At 61.9% G+C, this 21,937-nt stretch carries 21 protein-coding genes, 1 tRNA gene, 2 pseudogenes and 1 riboswitch; of the genes and pseudogenes, 19 read left to right on the forward strand and 5 right to left on the reverse strand.

What is annotated here, in order from left to right; translation table 11 throughout:
• Window positions 1-249: 249 nt before the first annotated feature.
• The 15 genes and pseudogenes from JFT85_RS28685 to JFT85_RS08835 form a co-directional block, all read left to right on the forward strand.
• Window positions 250-1,014: pseudogene (locus tag JFT85_RS28685) on the forward strand (MCP four helix bundle domain-containing protein); the annotation flags it as partial.
• On the forward strand, window positions 1,009-1,872 hold the full coding sequence (locus tag JFT85_RS28690; protein ID WP_420376781.1) for a methyl-accepting chemotaxis protein: 864 nt from the start codon (window positions 1,009-1,011) through the stop codon (window positions 1,870-1,872). The pseudogene JFT85_RS28685 and the gene JFT85_RS28690, both read left to right, overlap by 6 nt.
• A gap of 168 nt (window positions 1,873-2,040) precedes the next feature.
• Window positions 2,041-2,142: riboswitch (guanidine-I (ykkC/yxkD leader) on the forward strand.
• A 60-nt stretch (window positions 2,143-2,202) separates the two neighbouring features.
• On the forward strand, window positions 2,203-3,270 hold the full coding sequence (locus tag JFT85_RS08775; protein WP_053254878.1) for a putative urea ABC transporter substrate-binding protein: 1,068 nt from the start codon (window positions 2,203-2,205) through the stop codon (window positions 3,268-3,270).
• Between the two features lie 12 nt (window positions 3,271-3,282).
• Window positions 3,283-4,098 (forward strand): ABC transporter permease, encoded by an 816-nt coding sequence (locus JFT85_RS08780; RefSeq protein WP_053254877.1) that lies wholly within the window; start codon window positions 3,283-3,285, stop codon window positions 4,096-4,098.
• Window positions 4,095-4,859 carry an ABC transporter ATP-binding protein gene (locus tag JFT85_RS08785; protein WP_201229691.1) on the forward strand — a complete coding sequence of 255 codons (765 nt, stop codon included), beginning with the start codon at window positions 4,095-4,097 and terminating at the stop codon, window positions 4,857-4,859. Before JFT85_RS08780 ends, JFT85_RS08785 begins: the two co-directional genes overlap by 4 nt.
• Window positions 4,856-5,581: an urea amidolyase associated protein UAAP1 gene (locus JFT85_RS08790; RefSeq protein WP_201229693.1), complete on the forward strand. Its 726-nt coding sequence runs from the start codon at window positions 4,856-4,858 to the stop codon at window positions 5,579-5,581. Before JFT85_RS08785 ends, JFT85_RS08790 begins: the two co-directional genes overlap by 4 nt.
• Window positions 5,582-5,590: 9 nt before the next feature.
• A complete protein-coding gene (locus JFT85_RS08795) occupies window positions 5,591-6,220 on the forward strand; it encodes an urea amidolyase associated protein UAAP2 (protein ID WP_053254874.1) in 630 nt (209 codons plus the stop codon).
• A gap of 258 nt (window positions 6,221-6,478) precedes the next feature.
• The gene (gene uca / locus JFT85_RS08800; protein ID WP_201229695.1) at window positions 6,479-10,117 is read left to right on the forward strand and encodes an urea carboxylase; all 3,639 of its coding nucleotides are present in this window, start codon (window positions 6,479-6,481) and stop codon (window positions 10,115-10,117) included.
• A 28-nt stretch (window positions 10,118-10,145) separates the two neighbouring features.
• Window positions 10,146-11,918: an allophanate hydrolase gene (gene atzF, locus JFT85_RS08805; RefSeq protein ID WP_201229705.1), complete on the forward strand. Its 1,773-nt coding sequence runs from the start codon at window positions 10,146-10,148 to the stop codon at window positions 11,916-11,918.
• Window positions 11,919-11,981: 63 nt separating this feature from the next.
• Window positions 11,982-12,194, forward strand: coding sequence for a cysteine-rich CWC family protein (locus tag JFT85_RS08810; RefSeq protein ID WP_069552654.1), 213 nt, complete (start codon window positions 11,982-11,984; stop codon window positions 12,192-12,194).
• Entirely contained in the window at window positions 12,194-12,886 is a 693-nt protein-coding gene (locus JFT85_RS08815; RefSeq protein WP_073637180.1) for a 16S rRNA pseudouridine(516) synthase, read from the forward strand. Before JFT85_RS08810 ends, JFT85_RS08815 begins: the two co-directional genes overlap by 1 nt.
• A 304-nt stretch (window positions 12,887-13,190) precedes the next feature.
• Window positions 13,191-14,075 carry an alpha/beta fold hydrolase gene (locus JFT85_RS08820; protein ID WP_201229707.1) on the forward strand — a complete coding sequence of 295 codons (885 nt, stop codon included), beginning with the start codon at window positions 13,191-13,193 and terminating at the stop codon, window positions 14,073-14,075.
• A 214-nt stretch (window positions 14,076-14,289) separates the two neighbouring features.
• Window positions 14,290-14,363 (forward strand) — tRNA-Gly (locus JFT85_RS08825).
• A gap of 197 nt (window positions 14,364-14,560) precedes the next feature.
• Window positions 14,561-15,085, forward strand: a complete 525-nt coding sequence (locus JFT85_RS08830; RefSeq protein ID WP_201229709.1) for a DUF3833 domain-containing protein — start codon at window positions 14,561-14,563, stop codon at window positions 15,083-15,085.
• A 23-nt stretch (window positions 15,086-15,108) separates the two neighbouring features.
• Window positions 15,109-15,414, forward strand: a complete 306-nt coding sequence (locus tag JFT85_RS08835) for a DUF6482 family protein (protein ID WP_053254867.1) — start codon at window positions 15,109-15,111, stop codon at window positions 15,412-15,414.
• A gap of 81 nt (window positions 15,415-15,495) precedes the next feature.
• Here the strand turns inward: JFT85_RS08835 and JFT85_RS08840 are convergent, their stop codons facing one another.
• The 3 genes from JFT85_RS08840 to JFT85_RS08850 all read right to left on the reverse strand — a co-directional run bounded on the left by JFT85_RS08840 (window position 15,496) and on the right by JFT85_RS08850 (window position 18,179).
• Window positions 15,496-15,648, reverse strand: a complete 153-nt coding sequence (locus JFT85_RS08840) for a DUF6124 family protein (protein ID WP_169875737.1) — start codon at window positions 15,646-15,648, stop codon at window positions 15,496-15,498.
• 177 nt (window positions 15,649-15,825) lie between these two features.
• Complete coding sequence (locus JFT85_RS08845) at window positions 15,826-17,019, reverse strand: MFS transporter (protein ID WP_201229711.1); 1,194 nt, start codon at window positions 17,017-17,019, stop codon at window positions 15,826-15,828.
• Window positions 17,016-18,179 carry an MFS transporter gene (locus JFT85_RS08850; protein ID WP_201229713.1) on the reverse strand — a complete coding sequence of 388 codons (1,164 nt, stop codon included), beginning with the start codon at window positions 18,177-18,179 and terminating at the stop codon, window positions 17,016-17,018. Before JFT85_RS08850 ends, JFT85_RS08845 begins: the two co-directional genes overlap by 4 nt.
• A gap of 95 nt (window positions 18,180-18,274) precedes the next feature.
• Here JFT85_RS08850 and JFT85_RS08855 point away from each other — a divergent pair, with 95 nt between their 5' ends.
• From JFT85_RS08855 to JFT85_RS08870, 4 genes and pseudogenes are all read left to right on the forward strand, one after another.
• Window positions 18,275-19,168 (forward strand): LysR family transcriptional regulator, encoded by an 894-nt coding sequence (locus tag JFT85_RS08855; protein WP_201229715.1) that lies wholly within the window; start codon window positions 18,275-18,277, stop codon window positions 19,166-19,168.
• Window positions 19,169-19,182: 14 nt separating this feature from the next.
• A pseudogene (locus tag JFT85_RS08860) lies at window positions 19,183-19,383 on the forward strand (type II toxin-antitoxin system HicB family antitoxin); the annotation flags it as partial.
• A gap of 115 nt (window positions 19,384-19,498) precedes the next feature.
• Window positions 19,499-19,999: a methylated-DNA--[protein]-cysteine S-methyltransferase gene (locus tag JFT85_RS08865; protein ID WP_201229717.1), complete on the forward strand. Its 501-nt coding sequence runs from the start codon at window positions 19,499-19,501 to the stop codon at window positions 19,997-19,999.
• Between the two features lie 113 nt (window positions 20,000-20,112).
• A complete protein-coding gene (locus tag JFT85_RS08870) occupies window positions 20,113-20,538 on the forward strand; it encodes a low affinity iron permease family protein (protein ID WP_201229719.1) in 426 nt (141 codons plus the stop codon).
• Between the two features lie 67 nt (window positions 20,539-20,605).
• Here the strand turns inward: JFT85_RS08870 and JFT85_RS08875 are convergent, their stop codons facing one another.
• Both JFT85_RS08875 and JFT85_RS08880 read right to left on the reverse strand, forming a co-directional pair.
• Window positions 20,606-21,133, reverse strand: a complete 528-nt coding sequence (locus tag JFT85_RS08875; protein ID WP_053254861.1) for a DUF4142 domain-containing protein — start codon at window positions 21,131-21,133, stop codon at window positions 20,606-20,608.
• Window positions 21,134-21,252: 119 nt separating this feature from the next.
• The gene (locus JFT85_RS08880; RefSeq protein ID WP_053254860.1) at window positions 21,253-21,894 is read right to left on the reverse strand and encodes a LysE family translocator; all 642 of its coding nucleotides are present in this window, start codon (window positions 21,892-21,894) and stop codon (window positions 21,253-21,255) included.
• Window positions 21,895-21,937: the final 43 nt, after the last annotated feature.

Consider the following 21,937-nt stretch of genomic DNA (forward strand, 5'->3'; position numbering starts at 1 on the left):
TGACGAAACATCTGACATCAAAAACTGAATCTGGTGCGTTTCTGTAACAACTTGGTACATCTGCAGCGTAGCCCGATGCACCCTGCGGTGCCCTATCGGCATAGACGCGCGGTGGTCAAAAAGCTGAATCGATTCAGTCATTTTGTCTGTCATGAAACTTCCTCGATAAACATGATGTCATTGTGATATCGACCATGAGCAAGGAGGCTCTAGCGCGAGCCCTCACTCTATTCTCGTCGGATACACGTCATGAAAATTTCTACCAAGCTCCTGCTTTCGTTCGTTTTGTGTGCGCTTGTCACCCTCGGTGTCGGGATGCTGGGAATAAAAGGTGTCGTTCGGCTCGCCAACGCACTGGAACTAACCTTCTCCAACAACCTGGTGTCTGTCAGCAATACGGCCTCCACGCTCAATGGCCTGGTCGCGCACAACCGTGGTCTGTACCGATTACTCGATGCCAGCAACGGCAACGTCAATCAACAAGACCGCGACCGCGTACGCCAGGACATTGCCAGCGAACTCAAGCGCAGCCAGACCGCGTATGCCACGTACCGCGCCACGCCACTGGAAGATGACGAACGCGTCGCGGGCGACAAGCTCGACCAGATCTGGCCGAACTATGTCAGCAGTTCCGAACGCATTATCTCGATGCTCGACAGCGGCCAGACAGAACAGGCTCGCACGCAGCTCAACACCACCAATAATGAACTGTTCCGCCAGGCCCGCGAGCTGATCCGCGTGATAATCGAGTCCAATAACCGCCAGATCAAAGAAGGCGCAATCGCCGCCGAAGCGCTGCGCGACAGCGCATTGACGTGGATGATCAGCGGCATCGTCCTGGCGTTCATCATTGCAATCACCATCGGCCTGCTGATCACGCGCCTGATCACCCGCCCTATCGCACAAGCGGTCGAAAGCGCTCAACGCATTGCCAAAGGCGACCTGACCCACGCCATCGTCACCGAACGCACTGACGAAGCCGGGCAACTGTTGATGGCGCTGTCCGATATGCAAGGCGGCTTGAAAAGCACCCTGGTGGAAATTGCCAACGCTGCGGACCAGCTCGCGTCGGCCGCCGAAGAACTGAGCGCGGTTACCGACGAAAGCACCCGTGGCCTGACTCGCCAGAATGACGAAATTCAACAGGCTGCCACCGCGGTAAACCAGATGACCACGGCGGTGGACGAAGTGGCGAGCAATGCGGTGTCGACCTCGCAAGCGTCCCGGCAGGCCACCACCGAAGCGGAGGAAGGTCGCCAGCAAGTCGAGCAGGCCGTGTCGGGCATGGAGTCGATGGTGGTCGAGATCAATGATTCGACGCAGTCGGTCGCGGATCTCGCCAACCAGGTGCGAGAGATCGGCAAGGTCATTGATGTCATCCGCAGCATTGCCGACCAGACCAACCTATTGGCCCTCAATGCCGCCATCGAAGCCGCCCGCGCAGGCGAGCAAGGCCGAGGTTTCGCGGTGGTCGCTGACGAGGTGCGGGCATTGGCCCATCGCACCCAAACCTCCACGGTCGACATTGAGAAAATGATTGGTGACGTGCAGCTCGGCGCCGATGATGCCGTGGCCGCCATGAACAAGAGCCTGAGCTGGGCCAATGACACCCAGGCCTTGGCGCAAAACGCCGGGCAAGCCCTGCAGCGGATCACCACCAGCGTGGCGATGATCAACGAGCGTAACCTGGTGATCGCCTCCGCATCGGAGGAACAGGCGCAGGTGGCCCGCGAAGTGGACCGCAACCTGCTCAACATCCAGGACCTGTCGACCCAGACCGCCGCCGGCGCCCACCAGACCAATGCCTCCAGCCAGGACCTGTCCCGTCTGGCTACTTCGTTCAATGTACTGGTCAGCAAGTTCCAGCTGTAATCGCCTCATTAGTGTGCGCCCGCGCACCGACCTGACGCACATCCCTTCGCGCCCAACCCTCGCGGCGCCCTTGCCCGGCTGAAAAGCCGGGCTTGTGCCTCACTTGGCACGACTCTCGCTTTAGCTCCCTCGTGCAGGATTGATTACAGGTTCGCGGCACCACAATTTGCAATGGCTGACTAGGGTTCCGGCTCGCTGATCGCGAGTGGCTGGTCCGAGAGTTGGCGACCTCCAGTTGAGGTTACACGGCGGGATAAAAGCCCGGGAGACAAGCCACCGTTTACGGTGCCGCGTTGCTCCTGCTCGCCCTTGATCAACTGGAAAAACCCCATGCCCTCAATTCGTTTACCCGCCCTGCTCGCCGCGGCCTTTGCCGCCGTGATGAGCGTTCAGACCCAAGCCGCCCCCAAAGACCACTTCAGCGTGTGCTGGACGATTTATGCCGGCTGGATGCCGTGGGAATACGCCGGCAGCCAAGGCATCCTCGACAAGTGGGCCAAGAAGTACGGCATCAAAATCGACATGGTGCAGCTCAATGACTATGTCGAATCCATCAACCAGTACACCGCCGGCCAGTTCGACGGCTGCACCATGACCAACATGGACGCCCTGACCATTCCCGCCGCCGGTGGCGTGGACAGCACCGCGCTGGTGGTCAGTGACTTCTCCAACGGCAACGATGGCGTGGTGATCAAGGGCACCGGCAAGACCGTGGCCGACCTCAAGGGCATGAACGTCAACCTGGTGGAACTCTCGGTGTCCCACTACCTGCTGGCCCGCGCCCTGGAGTCGGCCGACCTCACCGAAAAAGACCTGAAAGTCGTCAACACCTCCGACGCCGATATCGCCGCGGCCTTCAACACCGACCAGGTGCAAGCCGTCACCACCTGGAACCCGATGCTTTCTGAGATCAGGGCTAAACCGGGCGTCACCGAAGTGTTCGACTCCAGCAAAGTGCCCGGCGAAATCATGGACATGATGGTGGTCAACACCCAGACCCTCAAAGACAACCCCAAGCTGGGCAAAGCGTTGACCGGCGCCTGGTTCGAAGTGGTTGCGCTGATGAACGCCAAAAACGCGGCCAGCACCGAAGCGTTGGAGCACATGGCCAAAGCCTCCGGCACCGACCTCAAGGGTTTCCAGTCGCAACTGGACACCACCAAGCTGTTCGCCACCCCCAAGGAAGCGCTGGCCTTCGCCACCAGCGCGCAGTTGCCCGCCACCATGCGCAAGGTCGCCGAGTTCTCGTTTGCGCACGGCCTGCTCGGCGAAGGCGCCAAAGACACCAGCGCCGTGGGCATGCGCTTCGCCAACGGCGTGACCAGCGGCGACACCGCCAACCTCAAGCTGCAGTTCGACCCCAGCTACGTGCAAATGGCCGCCGACGGCACGCTGTAAGAGGAACCGGCCATGCGCCTGATCAACCGCCACCCGGAACGCTCCAGTCGCCTGTTGTTGGTGATGCTGCCGTTCGCCCTGCTGCTGTTCGCCTACTTTGTGGGCTCGGCCGAGCGCCTGGCGGACAACCCCAACGACAAGCTGCTGCCCAGCGCCGTGCAAATGGGCGACGCCCTGCAACGCCTGGCGTTCAGCGCCGACACCCGCACCGGTGAATACGTGCTGTGGCAAGACAGCGCGTCGAGCCTGCGCCGCCTGGCTATCGGCCTGGGGATCAGCGCCCTCGCCGGCCTGTGCCTGGGCATCGCCGCCGGGACGCTGCCGCTGTTTGGCGCGCCGTTGTCGCCTTTGCTCACGGTGCTGTCGATGGTGCCGCCGCTGGCGATCCTGCCCATCCTGTTCATCGTGTTCGGGCTGGGGGAGCTGTCCAAAGTCATGCTGATCGTCATCGGCATCACACCGGCCCTGGCGCGCGACCTGGAACAGCGCGCCCGGGAAATTCCCGTCGAGTTGCTGGTCAAGGCGCAGACCCTCGGCGCCTCCACCTGGACCCTGATGCTGCGTGTGGTGCTCCCGCAACTGCTGCCGCGTCTGCTGATCTCGCTGCGGCTGATGCTCGGCTCGGCGTGGCTGTTCCTGATCGCCGCCGAGGCCATCGCCTCCACTGACGGTTTGGGCTACCGGATTTTCCTAGTGCGCCGCTACCTGGCGATGGACGTGATTCTGCCTTACGTGGTGTGGATCACCCTGCTCGCCTGGCTGATGGACTGGGGCCTCAAAACCCTGACGCGGCGTGCGTTCCCCTGGTACGAAGGAGCGCGGGCATGAGCTTTATCAGCGTCAACAATGTGTGGCAGCGCTATGGTGACCAAGTGGTGCTGGAAGGGCTCAGCCTGCAGGTCGACGAGGGTGAGTTTTGCACGCTGGTCGGTACCTCGGGTTGCGGCAAATCCACCTTCCTGCGCCTGCTGCTGGGCCAGGAAACCGCGAGCAAGGGCCAGATCCTGCTGGATGGCCAGGCGCTCGCTGCCGAGCCGGATGCGAGCCGTGGCGTGGTGTTCCAGCGCTACTCCGTGTTCCCGCATTTGACCGTGCTGGATAACGTCGCCCTCGGCCTTGAGCTACCCCGCTCGCCATTGCTGGGCCGGCTGTTCGGCAGCGCCAAACACCACGCACGTGAACAGGCTGCCGCCCTGCTGCGTAAGGTCGGCCTGGACCACGCGCTGGACAAATACCCGGCGCAGCTCTCCGGCGGCATGCAACAACGCCTGGCCATCGCCCAGGCCCTGATCATGAAACCCCGCGTCTTGCTGCTGGACGAACCCTTCGGCGCCCTCGACCCGGGCATTCGCAAAGACATGCACCAGCTGCTGCTGGCGCTGTGGCGCGAAACCCGGCTGACGGTGTTCATGGTCACCCACGACCTGAGTGAAGGCTTCAGCCTCGGCACGCGCTTGCTGGTGTTCGACAAGGTTCGCGTCGACCCCCACGCCCCCGGCGCCTATGGCGCGCGCATCACCTACGACATCCCTTTGAACAGCGAGCGCCGCAAAGCGCTCGCCGCCGAACTTGGAGCGACTTCCAAATGACCGATTCCACTCAATTGTTTCCCCCGTTCGCCGAAGAGATGCTGCCCGGCGGCGGCCACCGTTCCTTTGTGCTCAAGCGCGGCCAACTGCTGCGCCTCACCGACCTGCGCGGCGGTGCCAACGTCAGCCTGATCCTGCTCAACGCCAACGAAAAAACCGAGCGCCTCAACCTGCCCGACAGCCTCAAGTGCCAACACACCGCCAAGCTCACCAGCGGCCATTGCCTGTACTCGGACATGGGCCGCGTGCTGGCCGCCATCACCGCCGACACCTGCGGCTGGAGTGACAGCATCGGCGGTGTGTTGTGTGCCTGCGAAGTGGCCGAGAAGTACGGCCAGGGCCGCTATCAAGAGCTGCGCAACGGCTTCTTTCGCAACGGCACCGATAACCTGTTGGTGGAATTGGGCAAGTGGGGCCTGGGGCTGTCCGACCTGCTGATGACCCTCAACCTGTTCAGCCGCGTCAACGTCGAGAGCGACGGTGGCTTGCACTTTGTGCCGGGCAATTCCAAGGCCGGCGACTACATCGAGCTCTACGCGCCGATGGACACGCTGGTGGTGCTGACCGCCTTGCAACACCCGATGGACCCCAACCCGAACTACGCCCCACAGCCGCTGAAACTCAGCTGGATGAACGCAGACCCCAGTGTCGCCGAACACTGCCGCACCTCGCGCCCGGAAAACGAGCGCGGCTTTATCAACACCGACCGCCTGTTCGCCTGAGGAGCTGCTATGTCTATCGCACTGAAACACCCGGACGCCGCCGTGTACCGCGCCACGATTCCCGCCGGCGAGCCGTGGCTGATGGAGGTCAAGGCCGGCCAGACGTTGCGCATCCTCGACCTTGAAGGCAACCAGGCTGTCGACACGTTGTTCTACAGCCTTAAAAACCCGCGCGAGCGCTACGACGTGCAACGCACGTTACGTCGGCAAAACAGCGTGTACCTGAGCACCGGCAGCGTGCTGTATTCCAACCTTGGCCAGCCGATGCTGACCCTCGTCGACGACACCTGCGGGCGTCACGACACCCTCGGCGGCGCCTGTGCCCAAGAGAGCAACACCGTGCGCTATGCCCTGGAAAAACGCTACATGCACAGCTGCCGCGATAACTACCTGCGCGCCTGTGCGCACGACGGGCGCCTGGGCAAAAGCGACATCGGGCCGAACATCAATTTCTTCATGAATGTGCCGGTCACGGCCGACGGTGGGCTGACGTTTGAAGACGGCATCTCCGCCCCTGGCAAGTACGTCGACCTGCGCGCGGAGATGGACGTGATCGTGCTGATTTCCAACTGCCCGCAACTGAACAACCCGTGCAACGCCTACAACCCAACCCCTGCGGAGCTACTGGTATGGAACTGAAACTCAAGCGCCTGCGCCGTTGGTTATTTGCCCTGTGCCAGGCCCGCGCCGGGCAGTGCCTGCAAAAACGCTGAAGGTTCCCTGTGGGAGCTGGCTTGCCTGCGATGGAGGTGAATCTTCCAATAAATAAGGGGACAGACACACCGCCATCGCGGGCAAGCCCGTTCCCACAGTTGACCGCTTTCACCACCCGAGATTTGCGCCACGGACGACCCTGGCGCGCACCCCAATTGGCGGGACGGCCCGCAGGGTTTTGCCATGTTCGAAAAACTCTTGATCGCCAACCGTGGCGCCATCGCCTGCCGCATCCTGCGCACCTTGCGCGCGCTGCACGTCAAAGGCATTGCGGTGTACGCCGAAGCCGATGCGGCCAGCCTGCATATCCAGCAGGCCGACGAAGCCTACAGCCTCGGTGAAGGCGCGGCGGCCAGTACCTACCTGGCGATGGAAAAAATCCTCGCCACCGCCAAGGCCTGTGGGGCCCGGGCGATTCATCCCGGCTACGGCTTCCTCTCGGAAAACGCCGCTTTCGCCGAAGCCTGCGAAAACGCGGGTATCGCCTTCGTCGGGCCGACGCCTGAACAGCTGCGCGTATTCGGGCTCAAGCACACCGCACGGGCCTTGGCCAAGCACCATCAGATCCCCTTGCTGGAAGGCACCGAGCTGCTCGACAGCCTTGATGCAGCGCTGACAGCGGCCGACACGGTGGGCTACCCAGTCATGCTCAAAAGCACCGCCGGCGGTGGTGGCATTGGCATGCGCGTGTGCCGCAGCGCAGCCGAGTTGAGCGAGTCCTTCGAGGCCGTCAAGCGCCTGGGGCAGAACAATTTCAGCGACGCCGGTGTGTTCATCGAGAAGTACATCGAGCACGCTCGCCATCTGGAAGTGCAGGTGTTTGGCGACGGCACTGGCGAGGTGATCGCCCTCGGCGTGCGCGACTGCTCCGTGCAACGGCGCAACCAGAAAGTCCTCGAAGAAACCCCCGCACCAAACCTGCCCGACGGCATGGCCGAGGCCTTGTGCGCGGCCGCCATCACCCTGGCCAAAGCCGTGAACTACCGCAGTGCCGGCACCGTGGAATTTATCTTTGACAGCGCCGATGGCCGCTTCTACTTCCTAGAAGTGAACACGCGCCTGCAGGTGGAACACGGCGTGACCGAGCAAGTGTGGGGCGTGGACCTGGTGCGCTGGATGGTGCAACTGGCGGCGGGTGAATTACCACCATTGAGCGGGCTGGTGCGGCAACCCCGTGGCCATGCGATCCAAGCGCGCCTGTATGCGGAAGACCCGGGCAAGGATTTCCAGCCCAGCCCAGGCCTGTTGACCCGCGTGGACTTCCCGACTGCCGAGGGGTTGCGCATCGATACCTGGGTAGAAGCCGGTTGCGAGATTCCAGCGTACTTCGATCCGATGATCGCCAAGCTCATCACCTGGGCGCCGACCCGCGAACAGGCGCGCCTGGATTTGCATCAAGCGTTGAGCGACAGCCAGCTCTACGGCGTGGAAACCAACCGCGACTACCTGCGCCAGATTTTGCTGGCCACGCCTTTCGCCAGCGGTCGGCCGTGGACGCGCTGCCTGGAAGGCCTGGCCTACAGCGCCGACACCGTTGAAGTGCTCAGCGCCGGCACGCAAACCAGTGTGCAGGACTACCCGGGGCGCCTCGGGTACTGGGCCGTCGGCGTGCCACCGTCCGGGCCGATGGACAGCCGTGCGTTGCGTTTGGGTAATCGCCTGCTGGGTAATCGCGACGGCGCCGCAGCGTTGGAAATCACCATGAGTGGGCCGATGGTGCGCTTCAACTGCGCTGCCGTGGTGGCCGTGACGGGCGCCGATATTCCTCTGTTGCTGAACGAGCAAGCAGTGCCGATGAATACCGCGCTGTTGATTGCCCCCGGTTCGGTGTTAAGCCTTGGCAGCATCGCAGGACCCGGCGCGCGCAGTTACCTGTGCCTGCGGGGCGGCCTGCAGGTGCCGGACTATCTGGGCAGTCAAAGCACGTTCACGCTTGGCCAGTTCGGCGGGCATGGCGGGCGGGCGTTGCGCGCGGGTGATGTGCTGCACCTGTTGCCCTTGCAGGACACGCGCGCGGGGCAACGCCTGGTCGCCGAACCCTTGGCGCAAACACGCACGCTGCGCGTGATTTATGGCCCGCACGGTGCGCCGGAATACTTCAAGCCCGAGTACATCGACACCTTCTTCGCCACCCACTGGGAAGTGCATTTCAACTCCAGCCGCACCGGCGTGCGCCTGATCGGGCCGAAGCCTGTGTGGGCACGCACGGACGGCGGCGAAGCGGGGCTGCACCCGTCGAACATCCATGACAATCCCTACGCGATAGGCGCAGTGGATTTTACCGGCGACATGCCGGTGATCCTCGGGCCGGATGGGCCGAGCCTGGGCGGGTTCGTGTGCCCGGTGACGGTGATCGAGGCCGACCTTTGGCAGTTGGGGCAATTGAAGGCGGGAGACAAACTGCGCTTCGAGCCGGTGAACCTTCAGACCGCGCGTGAGCTCGCCTTGAAATGGGATCAATGTGGGAGCTGGCTTGCCTGCGCTAGCAGCTACTCGGTACTTCAGACAGACCCCAGTGATGCCATCGCGGGCAAGCCCGGCTCCCACACTGGCCACCCTCCACTTAACCTCGAGTCGCCTGTGGTGCTGGACATCGGCCAGGCCGACACCCGTCTAGTCGCGCGCCTCGCCGGCGACACCCACCTGCTGCTGGAAATTGGCGCCGCCGAACTCGACCTGGTGCTGCGCTTTCGTGCCCACGCCCTCATGCAGGCGCTTGAAGCCCGCGCCCTGCCCGGCGTGCTCGACCTGACGCCGGGCATCCGCTCGCTGCAAATCCACTACCAGCCCGAACACCTGCCATTGGCCGACCTGCTGCCGCTGATCACCACACACTGGGCCACCGTGTGCGCCACGCCGAACCTGCAAGTGCCCTCGCGCATCGTGCATTTGCCGCTGTCGTGGGACGACCCGGCGTGCCAGCTGGCGATCGAAAAATACATGACCACCGTGCGCAAGGACGCGCCGTGGTGCCCGAGCAACCTGGAGTTCATCCGACGCATCAACGACCTGGCCAACCTCGATGAAGTACGCCACACCGTGTTCGACGCCAGCTACCTGGTGATGGGCCTGGGCGACGTCTACCTCGGCGCGCCGGTGGCGACGCCGCTGGACCCGCGTCATCGTCTGGTGACCACCAAATACAACCCGGCCCGCACCTGGACCGCCGAAAACTCGGTGGGCATCGGCGGCGCCTACCTGTGCGTCTATGGCATGGAAGGCCCGGGCGGCTATCAGTTTGTGGGGCGCACCTTGCAGATGTGGAACCGCTACAGGGAAGTCGCGGCGTTTGACGGCAAGCCGTGGTTATTGCGGTTCTTTGACCAGATCCGGTTCTACCCGGTGAGCAGCGATGAGTTGGTGCAGATCCGTCGGGATTTCCCACTCGGACGCTTTGCATTGAACATCGAACACAGCCAGTTGAACCTGGCGGATTACCAGGACTTTCTGGCGCGGGAGGCCTCAAGTATCGACGCGTTTCGCGAGCACCAGCAGCACGCGTTTAATGCCGAGCGCGAACGCTGGATCGCCAGTGGCCAGGCGCACTACCACAGTGAAGAACCGGCGCTGCCATTGGGCGCTGACTCGCCGCTGCAGGCCAATGAAATCAGTGTCGACAGCCCTATCGCCGGCAACCTCTGGCAAGTCCAGGTGACGGCGGGCGAGCGGGTGCTGGGCGGCGATGTGTTGGTGGTGCTTGAGTCCATGAAAATGGAAATCCCGGTCGTCGCGCCCTGCGCCGGCACCGTGCGCGAGATCCCGGTGCAACCCGGCAGCGGCATCAGTGCCGGGCAACGGGTGATGGTGCTGGAACGTGACTGACTTTTCTTTTTCGACAGGCGGACAAGCCATGAATCTGCAACTGGACAACCTGCGCAATGCCTACCTCAGCGGCGACACCACGCCCCGCGATCTGCTGCTGCAATTGCGCGAAAAAGCGGCGCAGTTGAACCCTGACTATCACCTGTTTATCCACCTGCTCAGCGTGGCGGAACTGGAGCCGTACCTGGCGGCACTGGACGCTCGCGAGCCGTCCGAATTGCCGCTGTTCGGCGTGCCCTTTGCAATCAAGGACAACATCGACCTGGCGGGCATTCCCACCACCGCAGCCTGCCCGGCCTTTGCCTATGTACCGACGCGCAGCGCGACGATTGTCGAGCAACTGATCGCCTTGGGCGCGGTGCCGCTGGGCAAGACCAACCTGGATCAGTTCGCCACCGGGCTCAATGGCAGCCGCTCGCCCTATGGCGCCTGCCCCAACAGCGTGTTGCCGGAGTATCCCGCGGGCGGTTCCAGCGCGGGGTCGTCGTTGGCTGTCGCCCTGGGCGTGGCGAGTTTTGCCCTGGGCACCGACACCGCCGGTTCCGGGCGGGTGCCGGCGGCGCTGAATAACCTGGTGGGGCTCAAGGCGAGCAAAGGGCTGATTTCCACGGCGGGTGTGGTGCCGGCGTGCCGTACGCTGGATTGCGTCACCACCTTTACGCGCACCGCGCGCGAAGCCAGCCAGTTGCTGGGGTTAACCGCCAGGCTGGACCCGCTGGATGCATACAGCCGCCAGAACCCGGCCTGGAATGATGCCTCGGCGTTCGGCACGCCGAAGCCGTTTCGCTTTGGCGTGCCGCGCGAGCAGGACCTGGAATTCTTCGGCTGCGAGCAAGGCCCACTGCTGTTCCAGCAGGCCATCGCGCGCCTGATTGCGCTCGGCGGCGAGCCCGTCACGCTGGACCTGTCGCCCTTCCTCGACGCCGCGCGCCTGCTCTACGAAGGGCCGTGGGTGGCCGAGCGCTACAGCGTCGCGGGTGAATTGATGGTGCGTGATCCAGAAGCGGTGCTGCCGGTGATTCGTGCCGTGTTGGCCAAGGCGCCGGCGGTGACCGGCGTCGACACCTTCCGTGCTCAGTACCGTCTGCAAGCCTTGAAAGCACAATGTGACCGCTTGCTCAACACACTCGATTGCGTGCTGACGCCGACCATTGGTCGCCCGGTCACGCTGGAAGAACTGCGCGCCGAGCCGGTGCTGCGCAATGCCGAACTGGGCTACTACACCAACTTCATGAACTTGCTGGACTACGCGGCCGTCGCCGTGCCCAACGGCTTGATGGAAAACGGGTTGCCCTGGGGCGTGACGCTGTTTGGTCGGGCGTTTACCGATCAATACTTGCTGGCTGTAGCGGATGCGTTGCAACGCCAGCAGGATGCGACACTGGGCGCACCGGCAGGCAGCGCCAGCCATGACGTCACGCGGCTGGTGGTGTGCGGCGCGCACCTGCAAGGGCTGGCGCTGAACCCGCAATTATTACGCCGGGGCGCGCGCTTGCTGGCGTGCACCCACAGCTCAGCGGACTATCAATTGTTCGCCCTGGCCGGCGGGCCACCTTATCGCCCCGGCATGCTGCAGGTGAGCGAGGGTGGCGTGGCGATCGAGGTGGAAGTGTGGGAGCTGCCGAGCAGCGAACTCGGGTCGTTCCTGACCGGCATCCCTGCGCCCTTGGGCATCGGCAAGGTGCAACTGGCGGACGGCCGCTGGGAAAGTGGGTTCATCTGCGAGCCCTACGGTTTGACGGGCGCCGTGGATATCAGCCACTTCGGCGGCTGGCGTGGCTACCTGCGCAGCTTGCAATAGCGCGGCGGCGCTGTATCGTGCTGGGAACCGCACAGCCCTGCCCGATACAGCCTGAACCGACTGATGACCACGCCAACCCTTTGCCCCGCCTGTGGTGCGCGCAACGACTGCGCCCTGGCCGACCCGCGCACTGCCGACCAAGCCTGCTGGTGCTACAGCGTCAGCATTGACCCGGCGGTGCTCGAAGCCCTGCCCGACGAACTGCGCAACACCGCCTGCCTGTGCCCGCGGTGTGCGCAGGTGGAGGCGCAATTGCGTGAGGCGGGTTCAGCGTAATGCGCGTTGATCGTTTCCTCAGCAATTTGCCGCGTTTCAATCGCCAGCAAGTGCGCTTGCTGCTGGTTGAGCGACGGGTGACGGTCGATGGCGTGGCCGTCAGCGATCCGCACCATGACGTGCGCGAATTCAGCCGCGTGTGCGTTGACCATGAGGTTGTGCAGGCCGGCAAACCGGCGCGTTATTTCATGCTGCACAAACCTCAAGGCTGCGTCAGCGCCACCTCGGACCCACAACACGCGACCGTCCTCGACCTGCTGGATGAACCCGACAAGGGCGAACTGCATATTGCCGGCCGCCTGGATTTCAACACCACCGGGCTGATGCTGATCACCAACGACGGCCAGTGGTCACGGCGCCTGACCCAGCCGCAGACCAAACTGCCCAAGGTTTACCGCGTGCAAACCGAGCAGGCCATCGGCCCGGAGTACGCGGTGACGTTTGCGGCGGGTGTGTATTTCGCGTTTGAAGACCTCACCACCCAGCCCGCCGAGCTGGAACTGCTGGGGCCAAGGACAGCGCGACTGAGCATCATCGAAGGCCGCTATCACCAGGTGAAGCGTATGTTCGGGCATTTCGATAACAAGGTGATCGGCCTGCACCGCGAGCGCATGGGCCCTTTGGCGCTGGATGCAGGCCTTGCACCCGGCGAATATCGAGCCCTGACTGACGACGAAATCCAACAGGTCTGATGACCGTTCGGCCGGTGATGGCAAAAAACCCATTTATTGCCTTGCGAGGCGGCGGCTCTGCTGCTTGAATCAAGACGTCAGCCAAATTATGACTGATGAGTCGCCTATAACCTCCAAGAAACACCTTGCCCCGCCCGCGCTTGATCTACGGGCCTCCCAGGCAAACAGCCCGCCATAACAATACCTCTCGGCCAGCCGCCATCGGACCGACATGGGCCCTCCTCTTCCAGGCGTATGCCTACCTGTCACAAAGCTCGTGCAGAGTGTTCTGCGCGCACTACCCGCTTGCCAGGAGTCTTACGACATGAGGCCAGAAATCGCTGTGCTGGATATACAGGGTCAGTATCGGGTTTACACGGAGTTCTATCGCGCGGACGCAGCGGCCAAGACCATTATCCTGGTCAACGGCTCCATGGCCACCACGGCGTCCTTCGCCCAAACCGTGAAAAGCCTGTATCCGCAATTCAACGTGGTTTTGTACGACCAGCCCTACGCCGGCCGCTCCAAAATCCATAATCGTCATGAGAAGATGCTGACGAAGGAAGTCGAAGGCCAGCTGCTGCTGGAACTCATCGACCACTTCGCCGCTGAACACATTCTGTCGTTTTCCTGGGGCGGCGCCGCCACCCTGGTTGCCCTCGCCCATCGGCCACGGCGCGTGGAAAAGGCGGTGATCAGCTCGTTCTCACCGGTGATCAACGCGCCCATGCGCGACTACCTTGAACGCGGCGTCGACTACCTCGGCAACCTCGACCGCGACCGCGTCGGCCACCTGGTCAACAGCACCATCGGCAAACACCTGCCGTCGCTGTTCAAACGCTTCAACTACAAACACGTGAGTAGCCTGGCCGAGCACGAATACGGGCAGATGCACTTCCACATCAGCCACGTGCTCAACAGCGATCGGCTGTGCTACCTCAAGGCGGCCCGGCAGATCGACATTCCAGTGCTGTTTTTGAATGGCGAATGGGATGAATACACCAGCGCTGAAGACGCCAAATTGTTTGGCCAGCATGTGGCCAACAGCAGCTTCAGCACCATCCAGGCGACCGGGCATTTCCTGGACATGGAACACAAGGCGGCATGCCTGGATAGTCGAGAGGCGGTGGTGGGCTTTTTGAAACCGGAGCGGCAGGTGGGTCGATTGCGCTATCACCAGGGGCAGACGCAGCATGCCTTTGCGATCTGAACCGCTCATGTGGGAGCCGGGCTTGCCCGCGATGCAAGCGCCTCGGTGTATCAGTTGCACTCAGGTGACGCCATCGCGGGCAAGCCCGCTCCCACACAAGCTTGCGCGAGTATGAGGTCCGTTCGTCGACTGGCTGGATGAACGCAACCCACACATTTTTCGAAGAAAAACTTCAAATCCCGGCGAACATCTGGTACAAAGTCAGCCGCTCTGAGCGGGTATAGTTTAGTGGCAAAACGAAAGCTTCCCAAGCTTTAGTTGAGGGTTCGATTCCCTCTACCCGCTCCACTCAAACAGTGCACTCACGTCAGGATGGTTCTGACGCGGGATGCGTAAAAAAACCGGTCCCTGGTGACCGGTTTTTTTATGGGCGCGATTTGAGTTACCCGTCATTCGTCCGGTTAAACCTGTACAAATCAATATTTCTGTACAAGTATCAAGTCTGAGCGTTGGCACTTCGCCACGTACGATCCCGGAGCCGGGCAATGACACGTCTACTGGTTTCATTGTTGCTGGTGTTGAGCTTAAGCAGTTGCAGCAGCGTAGGGGTCGACCACTACGCCGACCAGCAGCCGCAGTTGGACCTGCAACGCTTCTTCAGCAAACCCGTCAAGGCGTGGGGGATTTTCCAGAAGCGCTCGGGGGAAGTGGCCAAGCGCTTTGAAGTGAATATCACCAGCCGGCGCGAGGGCGACGCGCTCATTCTTGACGAACGGTTCCTGTACAGCGATGGCACGCGCCAGCAGCGAGTGTGGACGCTAACCCCGGATGGCCCTGGCCGCTGGCGCGGGCGCGCCTGTGATGTGGTCGGCGACGCAATCGGCGAAGTGGCGGGTAACGCACTGCGTTGGCGCTACCGACTCAACCTGCCGGTGGACGGTTCGGTGTACGAAGTCAGCCTGGACGACTGGATGTACTTGATGGACGAGGACACCTTGATCAACCGTTCCAGCATGACCAAGTTCGGCGTCGAATGGGGCCAGATCACGTTGTTTTTCCGTCGCCAATGAACGACCGAGAGTGAGGGTGAATCATGAATATGAAAATGCTGACCGAACTGGCGGTAAAGGGCGAAGTGCGTGAGCTGGAACTGCTGTCGCTGGAAGGGGGTTTCTACATCGCGCGCGTCAAGTTGGATCATGTCGAGATGACGCTGTTGGACGACGACGCCAAGCCGATGCGCATCGGCTCCACCACGCATTTGCGCGACCTGTTGCAACGGGTTCCGCCGTTTCCTTGCGTGCTGGTGCAGCAGTGCGTACACGATGAAATGTGCGGGGCACGGGAAGGGCCAATCGGCGCGTTGCGCATTCCGTTTACGTTGACCGCGTCCCTTTAAGGTGACTTGCGTATTTTGGATCCCCTCCCCCGTGGTATGGGCGGCCTGGGAAGGCAAGCCGGTTGCGGTGCGCGCAAGAACCTACGCGGCGCGGTCCACACGGTCCTGCGCCGCTTCCACCAGCATCAGCCCCAATTCAAGCATTTGCTGAATGGCCAGGGCCAGGTAGCGATGGTGGGCGGGCAGGTCCTCGGTAAATACGGGTGATTCGACAAATATCCTACCTACGCCCATACGTCATTGGCGCATAGCACGCTTATTCGGATCGTTTCCTATCACGCAACAGCCACTCGTCACTGATTGATAGGCATTCGAAAAGTGCGCCGGGATTTTTGAAGCGCGAACTTTACAACCATGCAGCCCGTGCAATTACGTAGGACGGAACTGAGTTTTCCATCCGAAACGAGCCAGTCAACGGTCCACGGCTATCCCCCGCTGCACCACCCACGCCAACGGCAACGTCGCACACAACATCCCCGCCAGCACCAGCACCGCCAGCGGCACACCCAACGCATCGCCTAACCCGCCAAACACCACCGGCGCCAGCGCCCCGCCGCCTATCGTGCCGGTGTAGAACAGCGCAAACGCCTGCTCGCGTTTGCCGGCGCCGGCCAGGTCCGGCAAGGCGCCGTAGAGCACCGAAGACGTGCCGTTCAGCACCAGGCCCAACACCGGCAACATCGCCATCAAGCCACTCAGCGGCAGGTACACGGCGGCGACGATCAGCAGTGCCGTGCCGGTTTCCGTCAGCCATACGGTCTTCATCATGCCGATGCGGGCACCGAGGTAGCCGCAGAACAATTTGCCGAACGCACCGCCAATGAACAGCAGGGTCAAGGCCAGGCCAATACCCGCCGTGCCCGCACCTTTGGCTTGCAGCAGGAACGGCAGGAACGTGAGGAAACCCATGCGCACGGCGCTGTCGAGGGTGCCGGTGAGGATCAGCGCGCGCAGGCCGATGACCGAGCCGGTTCGACTCAAGGGCCTGGCGTTTTTTGTCGCGGCGGATTCGCACACCGGAGCAGGCGCCCACCACCACAGCAGCCCTGCCGCCGCCAGCCCGAGCAACCCCAGCAGGGTCGCGCTGGCACGCCAACTGATGACCGTCAGCAGCAAGCCCACCAGCCCCGGGATCAGGGTTTTGCCGATGTCACCGGAAAAGTTGTATTGCGATAACGCCTGCTTGACCCCACCACCGTCCTCATAAGCATCGGTAATCATCGAAGAGGCCAGCGGGTGTTGGGTACTCGCTCCCAGCCCACCCAATAGCAACGCCAGCAACAACATGCCAAGCCCGGTGGCTTGCCCCACCAATAAGTAAGCGATACCTGCCAACGCGGTGCCGCCCACCAGCAACGGTATACGCCCCCAACGTTTGGCGGCGCGGCTGGCCATGAGTTGGAACACGGCCATCATCCCGGAGTAGGCGCCGCGCAATAGGCCGATTTGAGCGTAGGACAAGGCGAATTGCGCCTGCCAGATCGGCAGCAGCACGTAGATGACGTCGGTGAGGCCATCGTGTACGGCGTGGGCGCTGCAACCGGTAATCAGCGCGCGGCGGCGCGTGGAGGGCGCGCGGGCAGCCACGGCGACGGTGTCGTTCATGGGGTTTGAATCAACGCAGGTGGATGAGGCTTCCAGCCGGTCAGTGCGATCAGCAGGGTCAGCAGTTGGAAACCGATAATCAGTGCCACGCAGCCAGCCCAGCCCCACTGCTCCCAGATCAATGCCGGTGCGATGGCACCGCAACTGCCGCCCAGGTAGTAACACGTGAGGTAAACCCCCACGGCGCCCGCCTTGTTGTCACCGGCGGTGGCGGTGATGAACGCATTGGCAGCGGCCTGGGCGAGGAACACGCCGGTGGAACTGAGCGCCAGGCCGACGACGATGCAGCCCAGCGAAGGCGCCAGGGTCAGCGCCGAGCCACTGACACCGAGCACGGCGGCGATACCCAGCAGCTCGGCGTGGGGCCGGGCTTTGCTGAGGCGGCCCGCGAGGGGGATCACGATCAAGGCCAGTAGAAACACCATGTACAGCGTGCCCAACGCCGCAGGCCCGAGGTTGAACGGCGGCAAGCCAAGGTACAAACCCGCGTAAGTAAAGGCCGCGACTTGGCAGAACAACACGCAAAAACCTACGGCGTAGGCGGCCAACAGCGGTTTGCGGAAAATGCCCGAGGATGACGTGTTAACTCGCTCGGTGCGCGGCCGATTTGAGGGCAGCAGGAATTGGATAAACCCGCCCACCATCAGGCTCAATACGGCCAACCATTCGAAGGCTTCCCGCCAGCCCACGTATTCAGTCATCACCCCCGTGACGAAGCGCCCGGCGAACCCGCCCAACACAGTGCCCGCCACATAAAGGCTGGTGACTTCGGTGACCGTGCCGCCACGCCAACGGTCACCGATGTAGGCCACACTGGTCGCGAACACCACCGGAATCAACAGACCTTGCACGCACCGCCATACCAGCACTTGGGCAAAGCTGTCGGCGTACGCGGTCATCAGTGCGGGCACCGCCAACAACAGCGCGGCCACGCTGATGACGGTGCGTTGCTCGAAGCGCCCGGTCAGCCGGCTGACAAAGGGTGCAGTGACCGCCACGGCCAGGGTGGTGACCGTGATACTCCAGCCCGCGGTCTTGGCGCTGATGTGAAACTGCGCGGCAAAGGTCTGCAGGATGCTCTGGGTGGCATAGAGGTTAAGAAACGCCGCGCAGCCACACAGGAACAGGGCAAGACGGGCACAATGCAGGCGCGGTTTCATGAAACCTCTCGTTTTATTTTGTGAGGTCTTTATAGAATGGCCGACGGGTCTTAAACCAATACCGATTTCGAACCGATCAATACCCAGGGAACAGGATGCTCGACCTACGCAAGCTGCGTTACTTTCTGACGGTCGCCGAAGAATTGCACTTCGGCCGAGCAGCACTTCGCCTGCACCTGGCGCAGCCGCCACTGACGCGGCAGATTTCAGCGCTGGAGGCGGAGTTGGGGTTCAAGCTGTTTGATCGCACCAGCCGCACGGTGACCCTCACGGCTCAGGGCCGTTCGTTCCTGCCCTATGCACGCGGCGTGTTGGAGCAGGTGGCGTTGGCGCAGGTCATCGCCGGCAAACTGGCGGCGGGCACTGCGGGGCAATTGTCGCTGGGGTACGTCAGCTCAATCGCCTTGTCGGATCTGTTCAGCCAAGCGATCCAGAATTTTGCGCAAGGCTTTCCCGAAGTGCAGTTGACCTTGGTGGAGTGCGCGTCCGGCAGCCTCGGCGCGCGCGTGGCTGACGGGCGGCTGGATATCGGGCTAAGTCGCCTATTGCCGCAGAATCAAGAGGTACACGCACAATCGCTCGGTGAGGAACGCTTGGTGGCGGCCGTGTCCAGCGACAGCCCTTTGGCCGGCCAGCCTGATGTCAGTTTGGCGCAGCTCAGTGCATATCCGTTGATTCTGTTTCCGTCGGATTATGGGTCGGGGTTGAACCAGTCCATCGAGCAACTTTACCGGCACCACGGTGTGCCCCTGCGTGCCGGGCCGACCGGACGGCAGATCACCTCGATCATTGCGCTGGTGGCCGCCGGGCAAGGCGTGGCATTGGTGCCGGAATGCACGCAGAGCTTGATGAATAAGGGCGTTACGTATAAGCCGATGGCTGAGGTAGATGCCTGTGCTCAGTTGCTGGTGCTGACCCCTACGGCAAGAAAAAGCGTATTGGCTGATGCGTTTCTCGCGGTCCTTGCGCAGTCTTCACACACCCGGTAACCCTTCGAAAAACCTCGCAGTACGCCGGCTGCACGTGGGCCGTGGTGGACATTGATGTCACCAAGTACCTGGGCAAGGCTCAGAAACTCAACATTACCCTGCCGGGTTATCTGTTGAATCGTATTGATGAATACGTGCTGAATCACCCGGAAGAAAAAAGCCGTTCGGGGTTTCTGGCATCTGCGGCGCTCAAGGTTCTGCAGCAGGAAGGATGATCAGTCACGCCGAGTAACGCCGCTAGCGGCTTTGAATTTGACCGCAAGAAACGTAGTTTGCCGATGAGCGTGTCGCCTTAGGCTTGAACCACACTCACCCAGCAGGAGTCCGCTCATGTCTTACCAATTCACGCGCATGCCCTCCCCCGTCGGCCAGCTCACCCTGGTGGCGCGCGATGGCAAACTCAATGCCATCCTCTGGGAAAAAGAGCGCGCCAACCGCGTGCGCCTGGGTGAGTTGCGCGAGGCTAACGACAGCGCTGTGCTCTTGGCAGCCGAGCAACAATTGAAGGAGTATTTCGCCGGCACCCGCCACCAATTCGAACTGGAACTGGACTTCACCGGCACCGCGTTCCAGAAGCAAGTCTGGCAGGCGCTGCTGACCATCCCCTTTGGCGAAACCCGCAGCTACAGCCAGATCGCCCAGCAGATTGGTAACCCGAAAGCCGTGCGTGCAGTGGGCGCTGCCAACGGGCGCAATCCGATCTCGATCATTGCGCCCTGCCATCGGGTGATAGGCGCCTCAGGCGGGCTGACCGGGTTTGCCGGTGGGCTGGAGGCCAAGCAGTATCTGCTCGCGTTGGAAGGTGCAGGCCAGGCGGAACTGGCGTTCTAAACGCCTGCACGACAAAAACGTACACGTTTGTCCACCCGCTCAAATGTAATAAGAAATTTCAAAGCACCCCTGCGGTCCATACTTTCATCACCCACCTTTTGAGGAAAACGGTCATGAAATTCTCCGCAGTCTCGCAGTCTCTGTCCCGCTGGGCAGGCAGTGCCCGGACGTTCTACGCCGCCGTCGCACTGATTTTCCTGTGGACTCTGAGCGGGCCTTATTTCCACTACAACGACACTTGGCAGCTGATCATCAACACTTCGACCACCATCATTACCTTCCTGATGGTGTTTCTGATCCAGAACACGCAAAACCGCGACAATGACATCCTGCATATCAAGATTGATGAGCTGCTGCGCGTGTCCAAGGATGCACAAAACGCCGTGCTGAGCCTGGATGGCCTGGACCGCAAAGAACTGGAAAAACTGCGCAACGAATACCGCAGCATCGGGGCTACGCGCAGTGTCAGCCTGAACAGCAGTTGCGGTGAAACCGTCGACGATGCAGTCGCGAACAAAACCGATCTGAACCACGCATAAAAAACACGCATAAAAAAACGGCGGTTGGAGAGGATCCAACCGCCGTTGTTCATTTCAAGTCACGGGTTCAACCGTCGCCTTGATGACCTTTACCGTAGGTCGATGCCAACGCGCGGGCCTTCTGCAGACGCTCTTGCAACTTAGGCAGCGTCTCATCTACCAGCGCCTTTATTTCCGGTACATCCGATGCCGCGCCTTCCTGCTTGAACAAGGCGATGGCGTCTTCGTTTTCCTTGACCTGCTGCGCCGTGTAGGCAGCGTCAAAGGAGTCGCCGTCCTTGAGTTCGGGCATCAGGGTTTCGGCTTTGTCAGCGATCTTCTCGCGCGGGGCCACCGGCAAGTCGAGTTTCTTGGCAATCGCTGCCAGGTGCTGGTTGGCCAGGGTGCGCTCGTTGATGACCTCGATGGTGTAATCCTTGATTTCCTGAGACGAGGTTTTGGCGTGGGCCATGCGACTGGTTTCGATATCGGCCATGCCTTTGGCCGAAGCCTGCTCGATGAATTCAGCAGGCGACTGGGCGAAAGCATTGCTGGCGCCGAGGCCCAGCAGCATCGCGAAACTGGCGGTGCGTAACCGGATAGCCATGCGGCTCATGATGGGTTCCTCCAGGGCAAAAATAGGTGCGAGGACAGACACCTCACCCTGAATTCGAATTTTCAGGGCGGCAAAGGTTTAGAAAAAACTTGCCAGTGCGACGAACGGTCGTGGCTGCCTCAGGCCGGTTTGCTGGCAAACAGGCCCGGTAATGCGTGCGCGAGCGCGTTAATGGCAAAGCCGATAAACATCACGCCGCAGAGCTTGGTGATCAGGATTTCATGGCGCTGATACACCGTACGCACGCGTTGCGCCCCGACCACAGCGATCAGAATCGCATAAGCCAGCAGGCCACCGACAAAGCTCAGGAAGATCAAGGACGGCAGCATTGCCCAGGTCAGCAGCTCGGCGCGGCTGGACAGCAATGCCGTGAACGTCGCCACCGCCACCGGGTAGGCCTTGGGGTTGGTCAAGCCAAACAAAATGCCGTGCCAAAACGGATGCCGCGCAGCGCCCTGGGGGGCGTCACTGCTACGCCGTTGCGTGCGAATGGCGCGCCAGCCGAGCCAGAACAAATACAACCCACTGAGCACACCCAACACATCAAATGCACTGCTACCGACTTCCCGTGCGCCAACAATGGCGATCAGCGCCGTACTGCACCACACCACATCCCCGAGCAAATGCCCGCACAGGAACCCTGCCCCGGCGCGACGCCCGCGCGCAGCACCGATGCCGAACACAGCCAGCACCCCCGGGCCCGGCGTAATGCCGTAGATAAAACCCGAAGCGAGGACGGCGAGCAACAAGGATGGGGTCATGGGCGCGACTCTGACAGACGGTTAAGAGGTGCAGGGATTCTGC

Origin of the sequence: Pseudomonas sp. TH04, assembly GCF_016651355.1 — a bacterium.
Classification (GTDB): Bacteria; Pseudomonadota; Gammaproteobacteria; order Pseudomonadales; family Pseudomonadaceae; genus Aquipseudomonas; species Aquipseudomonas fluorescens.